A 7516-nucleotide genomic window follows, 5' to 3' on the forward strand; every position below is an offset into this window, starting at 1 on the left:
ACCACTTAGCCGCTGATTTGGCTGAAATCGGCCAGCACACCAGCTTGGTTGCGCAAAAGGCTAAGAAGATTGAGACGGTTTGCGCGTACAGCGAGATCTTCACTCATGACCATCACACTCTGATCACCATCAAAAAAAGCTGCGAGAGCTTCCGAGCCAGCAATCAGGCCATCCGCTAAATGGCGGTAGCGTTCACTTGAAGAATCCTTAGTGATTGGTTCAAGAGCATCGAGCACCTTCAACATCTCCAACTCACTAGGCTTTTCAAACAAATCAGGATCAACGACCTCAGCAGCACTCAGTACGGTTGCTGGTAGGTCCCCTTTCTCTGCTAAGCGTGCCGCTCTGGTAACAACAGCCTGAACCGCCAGCAACTTACCCGTGCGGCGCATCCTCACGAGCAGATCCACTCGCAGTCGCGCATCAGCAGGGTCAGAAAGAAGACGATCGATCAAAACTGTTTCACCAGCTACCGCTTGGGCTAGATCAGTATCGGTTCCTGCCTCCTCCAGCAGGCTGAGCATCCGTTGGCGAAGAAACTCACCCAGCTCAGCCGCCAAGGTGGATGGTGTGACCTTTAGATGCGGTAGGAGCTTGCTCCAATGGTTCGTCGCTCGTTGCAATAAGGCGAGCAGATTCAGCCGCCAACCCTTCGACCAAAGGATTTGCAAAAGACCGTTACCGGCCCTGCGCAAGGCATAGGGGTCCGAGGAGCCACTAGGACGGTCACCCTTGGCATAGATGCTGAGCAGCAATTCCAGGCGTTCGGCCAGGGCAAGCACTGCTCCCGATTCTGACTCGGGCAAAGTATCCCCTGCCCCACGTGGCAGGTAATGCTCCAAAACGGCAAGGGCTACTTCTCGAGGCTCTCCTTCTGCTAACAAATATTTCGCTCCCATTACGCCTTGTAGCTCGGGAAATTCGCCCACCATCTGACTGACCAGATCGTGTTTACAGAGATGGACGGCTCGACGCACTTGTACAGAAATTTCAGCAGAAAGATCCAGCAGCTCAACAAGCACATCAGTGATCCATTCCATGCGCTCAACTCGATCGAGCAGAGAACCAAGTCCCTCGGCAAAGGTCACATGCGCTAGCTTTTTTCGTCGCTCGATGCTGGCCAAAGAGCGATCGGCCTCGACAAAGAATTCTGCATCAGCCAGCCTGGCTTTGAGCACCCGCTCATTGCCGAGTCTTACAGGATCGCTTGCCTTCGCGAGCCCATTGCTGATGCAAAGGAATCTGGGCAGAAGACTGCTCTTGGCATCGAGAGCAAGAGGGTCATTGACAGCATTAAGACGGTAAAGGGGCACATAGCGCTGATGCACTCTCATCACTGTGCTGAGCACTTCAGCGGGTAGATCTAGATATGACTTGGCGAAGGCTCCCTCTAAAAGCAGAGGTGCTTCCACTAGGTCGGTGAGCTCTTCGAAAAGATCATCAGGACAATCAGGGCATGCTTCAAGACCTGCAGCAGCCGTATCAATTGCCTGACGGATCAAGGTGCCACGTTTTTGCCGATCGACCTCCACACCAACCTTGGCGAGGGTTTGTACGTAACTGCCTGCAGAAGGAATGATGACAGCTTGATCGTGAAGTCGATGGCCCCGACTCAGGTTCGCTGCACAAATCTCTGGGTCGCTTCCGTCAAGGCAAACAGGGATGATCTGCTCATCGAGCAGGGCCACAAGCCAACGAATCGGACGAGAAAAACGCCTTTCCCCTTCGCCCCAGCGCATGAAACGTCGACCTTGAAGGCTACCTATCCACTCAGGGATCTGGTCTGTTAGTAGTTCCATTGCAGAACGTCCATGCTGAAGCACGGTTGCAAACACAAAAGGTCCCTTCGGGGTCTCCCGAATCTCGAGATCTTCTGGTTTCAGCCCACAGCGCTTGGCAAAGCCAGCGGCTGCCTGGGTTGGCACACCATTTTTGAAGGCTTGGCCAGCCGGTGGACCCTTGCGTACTTCCTCTAGATCAGCAGTAGCGCTGGCCAAGTCTTCCACCAGCACGACAAGTCGCCTTGGCGTACTCGTGCATTGGATCATGCCGTAGCTAAGACGTAGACCTTGCAAATCACGACTGACCAGCTGCTCCAGCTGGGGTAAGGCAAGCCGGGCAAAATCAGCTGGCAGCTCCTCAGTCCCAATCTCCACTAGAAGGGTCGACACGGAGGCGAGCAATCAAGACCGCCCAACTGTATTGAAGGGAGCAGCTCAACAGGTCGTGTGCATTTCGCTACGGTGTATTAGGAAAATTTTGACGCCGTGACCGAAGGGCAGACAACATCTGGCCAAGCGGCAGATCTCAAGTTCGCAGCTTGTCTCGCCAGTGGAGCAGACCTGAGCAAATTTGAACAATTCAAGGCTGATAGCTGCTACTTACTAGATCCCCTGGCTGCTGAACTTGAGAACAGCAGTGATCACTTCAGCAACGACGCCGTTCAGCTGCTCAAATTCCACGGAAGCTATCAACAGGACAACCGAGATAACCGCCAGAAAGGTGAGGGTAAGGATTGGCAAATGATGCTGCGTCTGCGCAGCCCTGGCGGACGTATTCCACCATCACTGTTTTTAGCCTTAGATGATCTGTCCAATCGCCTTGGCAATGGGAGCCTGCGGGCCACTACCCGCCAGGCGTTTCAGATTCATGGGGTCCGCAAGGAGGACCTGCGCGAAGTTATCAGCACAATCATCCGATCAATGGGATCAACCCTGGCGGCTTGTGGTGATATCACTCGCAACGTTATGGCACCAGCAGCTCCCTATGAGAAAGGTGGTTATCCAGCTGCCCGACAACTTGCCAATGAAATTGCTGATGTTCTCAGCCCAACGGCAGCGGAGGGCTCCTATCTAGACCTATGGGTGAATGGAAGTGCGACCTACCGCATCCGCCCCTCCAGGCGAGTGAAAAAAGTTCGTACCCGCCAGCATCAGGGCAACGTCTTCAGTGGAGATGCCAAGGAACCTCTCTATGGCACGACCTACTTGCCGCGCAAATTTAAGTGCGCCGTCACCGTGCCAGGCGATAACTCAGTTGATCTACTTACCAATGACATCGGTCTAGTTGTCTTTACTGCTGCAAACGGTGAAATCAAGGGTTGCAATGTCTATGTGGGTGGCGGCATGGGTCGAACCCACAACAATGAACAGACATTCGCCCGCACAGCTGACCCTCTTGGCTATGTGGCTGCAGAGCATGTATTGGATTTGGTGCAGTCGATTTTGGCCTTGCAACGCGACTACGGAGACCGAAAGACAAGGCGTCATGCCCGCATGAAATATCTTCTCAATGATCAGGGGATCAGCTGGTTTAAACAGGAACTCAAGAGCAAATACTTTCTTCATCCAATCAAAGCGTTAAGGCCTGAACCAAAGAGCAAACTTGAGGACTATCTGGGCTGGCATCAGCAAAGCGTTGGCCAATGGTTTGTTGGTTTGCCACTGCTCTCTGGTCGCTTGGCAGGAGATCTAAAGAAAGGACTCCGCCAACTGGTGGAGACCTTTCAACTTGAAATTCGCCTAACACCGAATCAGGATCTACTGCTCTGCAATATCGGGACGTCACAACGGTCCAGTGTGCGCAAAGGTCTAGCCGCTCTAGGCATCCGCGCTCCAGAGGCTCCGGCGATGCTGGCACGGCATGCAATTGCTTGCCCTGCGTTGCCCTTATGTGGTCTGGCAGTAACCGAAGCAGAGAGAACGCTGCCTGTCTTGCTTGAGCGAATTGATGCTCAGTTGCGACGTCTTGAAATTACTAAATCGATCCTGATCCGCATGACAGGTTGTCCCAATGGATGCGCTCGGCCCTACATGGCCGAGCTTGCACTAGTGGGAAGCGGTGTCGATCAATATCAACTCTGGCTGGGAGGCACCCCAAACCTGCAACGTCTTGCCAAACCCTATCTACAGCGGATGCCCCTCGATCAACTCGAGAGCACACTTGAGCCCCTATTGCTGAGCTGGAAGCAAGCTGGTGGTCGACGCAGCCTCGGAGATCATGTCAACAAACTTGGCGATCAAGCCGTCCTTGGCTTGCTGTCTGGTACTGGCAAGGCTCCATAGATTGCTTCAGCGACACCCTTTCTCCACGCCCAGAGTTGATCTCCATAGCTGAAATGCCACCACTCATTCGGGTGCTGAGAAAACCCAGCTTTACCCATGGCCTCAGCTAAAGATTGGCGCCTGTTGTGCCAGAGGTAAGCCTCTGATTGAGGTTGATCGTTCGCAGCTTCGCGGTAGTGATCCGGTTCTGAAATGCTGCCAATAGCATCGATCTCGCCACCCATATTCAGAGCTATTCCCTGGCTATCAGCAAGGGTGAGATCCACGGCAGCTCCAGTGCTATGAGGAGGTGGAGTACAAGGATCAAGGCTGGGCGGAGCCCAAAACCTGCCAACATCATCAATGACCCTTTGCAGCTCCTCGGCCTGACTACGGTCACCGCGCTTCAGTTTGCGTTTGCGGCACTCCTTAGCGATGGCATGCTCGACCATAAAAGCCTGAACAGGAATCGGTCGCCAGGCATCAAAAATGGCAAGGCAAAGTTCTGGATGCTCTTGCTGCAGCTCATCTTGAGCCCTCAGCAGACGATCAACTACACCCTGACGCAGCCGAAAGGGATCAGCCTCTACACCATAGGGGGCACCTAAGGATGCATAGGGATGTGGCTCCAATCGATGCAACGAAAGAGGGATTTGATTGAGGGACTCCCCACAATCACGAATGGGCCTATCACTCCAAGGGCGCAGCAGGAAAAAAGTTCGCGCCGACAACATTTCCACAGCGACAACCTAGTTTTCCACAAAGCAAATCTCGTTGATGCGGCGAGATTTGAAATTGGTACAGCGAACCAACATCAAGCAAGTAAAACCTTGATAAACAGTTAAAAAATAAAAAATTAAAAAAATTCTGCCTGCCATTCAGTGAGATCGATTGCAGCACAGTGCCTTTACGGCACTAGCTAAAAAAATTGGGCACTAACGACAATGACCGCACCAGAAGCCTGCCCGGCAACCGACGTAGCAGAAGGCACATCGGCTCGTAATTTCTGAGTATTAAGACTCAAACGAGTCTCAAGTGTGTGGAAAAAATCAATGGGCTCAATTCAGATGGGCTGTTCCACTCAGGTGCTTCCACTGTGCCTCTAGCAATTCCTTGAGCCGAGAGTGGTCAGTCAGGTTCGGATCATCGCTGAGCAGTCTTTGAGCCTCATCACGAGCCTCTTCAAGTACGGACCCATCATCCGCCAGGCTGGCCAGGGCCAAATCAGGCAATCCAGACTGTTTTGTGCCAAGTACCTGACCTGGCCCTCGCAAGCGCAAGTCAATCTCAGCAATCTCAAAGCCATCACTGGAGCGCACAAGGACTTCAAGTCGCTGCCTTGCTAAAGGGTTTGTGCTGTCATTGATCAGTACGCAATGGGACGCCGCTGCGCCACGTCCCACACGACCTCGCAGTTGATGCAATTGGGCTAGACCAAAGCGATCCGCGTGGTCGATCACTATCACACTTGCTTGAGGTACATCCACGCCTACCTCCACCACAGTGGTAGAGACCAGCACCTGGCAATCACCCGCTGTGAAGGATTGAATCACGCCCTGCTTCTCTGAGCTACTCAAACGTCCATGCAGTAATCCAACCGTGAACTCCGCAAATACCTCCTCTGATAAATGGGTGTGAACCTTCACTGCTGAACGCAGATCAAGTTTTTCGGAGTCGTCGATCAGCGGTAACACCACATAAGCGCGCTGGCCAAGAGACACTTGATCACGGATGAGTTGATAGGCCTGATCACGATCGCAGCCCCTAATCATCTGAGTTTGAATGGGGGTACGACCGGGAGGTAATTCATCGATCTGACTCACATCCAAATCTCCATGCAACGAAAGTGCCAGTGTGCGAGGAATGGGCGTTGCTGTCATGGTCAAAAGATGAGGCTGGAGCCCCTTGTTCAACAATCTGTTGCGCTGCTTCACTCCAAAGCGATGCTGTTCGTCAACCACCACCAGCCCCAGTCTTGAAAAGGCAACAGGATCTTCGATTAAGGCATGGGTGCCTACCAGTATTTTCAAGGATCCATTGACGAGATCATCAAGGATCTGACGGCGACGTATACGAGTGGTTGCCCCCGTAAGCAACTCGACGCTGACATGTAACTGAGGCAACCAACAACACAATGTGCGGTAGTGCTGCTCGGCAAGGACCTCAGTGGGTGCCATGAAAGCGCCTTGCCAGCCGGCCTCTACCGCTGTGAGCAGGGCTGCTATGGCGACAACTGTCTTGCCACTACCAACATCTCCCTGAATGAGGCGCGCCATTGGTTCCGAGAGCACCAGGTCAGCTTCGATCTCCCTCAACACACGCTGCTGAGCTCCTGTGAGAGGGAATGGCAAAAGCTCCAGGAAGCGAGCGACAAGGCCATCTCGCTGCCCTGCTGTCTGCAATACAGGAGCAGGACAACTGCGTAGCTCTGCTCGCCGTTTGAGCAACCCCAACTGCAATAGAAGAAACTCGTCAAAGACCAATCGACGTCGAGCAGACTGCAATGTGTGCTGATCGTCTGGATGATGAATTGCGATCAAGGCATCGCTTCTGCTGGGTAAACGCAATGCCTGACGACGTGGTTCAGGCAGGGATTCAGGCCAACTTGCTGCCAAAGGTAAAACCTGCCTTACCAGATCACGAAAGCGGTCAGCCGTAAGGCCTTCAGTGAGGGCATACACAGGCAACAACCGGCCAATGCTTTGCGATCGCAACGGCGAATGCGGACTCTCCATGACCTCAATCAAAGGGTCTTGAAAACTCATGCCGTAAGGACCCCCTTTGACCAATCCACTTACGGCCACAGTGACTCCAGGTGGGTAAAGGCGTGACTGGCTTTTGAGGTAAGCAGGGCTGCTGAAACGCCGACCAGCGAAAAATCTCCTCACTTTGAGCCGACCAGTTGGGTCTTGAAGCTGCAGCTCAAGAATGGATAAATTTGGGTTGCGTGGACTGGTGAAGCCATGACAACGCCTCACTGTGGCCACAATCGTGGCCGCCTCCCCTGCCTCTAGGGCCTGGATACGCCGCAGCGAGGAATAATCCACATAGTCCCTGGGGTAGTACTGCAGCAAATCTTTTACGAGCAGTAATCCAAGCCCGGCCAAGCGTTCAGCAAGTTTTGGGCCGATTCCTGTCACCTCTGACAGTGGGCTTTCCAACTTCAGAGAGTGGTTCCCACTAGGTAAAGGCATCTGCCGCTGCCTTTCAGCTCCCCCCTGCTTGAGTTTGGGAGGGCCTATTGGCGCTGGTGGTTCTAATCCCTGGCGAATGCCATGTAGAAGCTGTCTTGAGTCCGTCACCAATCGACGTCGCGCCGATTCAGAGCTGTCTGGATAACTCGCAAAGGCTTCAGCTAACTGGCTGAGACGAGCCTGACTTTTAGTAGGCAGCAGTCCAGAGGGTGGTTCTGCTAACTGACGCACCAAGAATGCATGAAAATTCTCCTGACGCCCCTCAAGATTCTTAAAACC

At 53.2% G+C, this 7516-nt stretch carries 4 protein-coding genes; 1 reads left to right on the forward strand and 3 read right to left on the reverse strand.

The annotated features are described in order from the left end of the window. Positions 1-5: 5 nt before the first annotated feature. Complete coding sequence (glyS, locus tag PMIT1303_RS05230; protein WP_063397808.1) at positions 6-2171, reverse strand: glycine--tRNA ligase subunit beta; 2166 nt, start codon at positions 2169-2171, stop codon at positions 6-8. A gap of 96 nt (positions 2172-2267) precedes the next feature. Here glyS and PMIT1303_RS05235 point away from each other — a divergent pair, with 96 nt between their 5' ends. Continuing rightward, on the forward strand, positions 2268-4064 hold the full coding sequence (locus PMIT1303_RS05235; protein WP_063397809.1) for an NADPH-dependent assimilatory sulfite reductase hemoprotein subunit: 1797 nt from the start codon (positions 2268-2270) through the stop codon (positions 4062-4064). Here the strand turns inward: PMIT1303_RS05235 and PMIT1303_RS05240 are convergent. Next, complete coding sequence (locus PMIT1303_RS05240; RefSeq protein ID WP_197459773.1) at positions 4019-4777, reverse strand: M15 family metallopeptidase; 759 nt, start codon at positions 4775-4777, stop codon at positions 4019-4021. The two genes, PMIT1303_RS05235 and PMIT1303_RS05240, sit on opposite strands and share 46 nt — an antisense overlap. 324 nt (positions 4778-5101) lie before the next feature. After that, positions 5102-7516, reverse strand: a 2415-nt coding sequence (gene recG, locus PMIT1303_RS05245) for an ATP-dependent DNA helicase RecG (RefSeq protein ID WP_074159203.1), incomplete at its 5' end; no start/stop codon positions are given.

The organism is Prochlorococcus sp. MIT 1303 (assembly GCF_001631965.1).
GTDB classification, from domain to species: Bacteria; Cyanobacteriota; Cyanobacteriia; order PCC-6307; family Cyanobiaceae; genus Prochlorococcus; species Prochlorococcus marinus_D.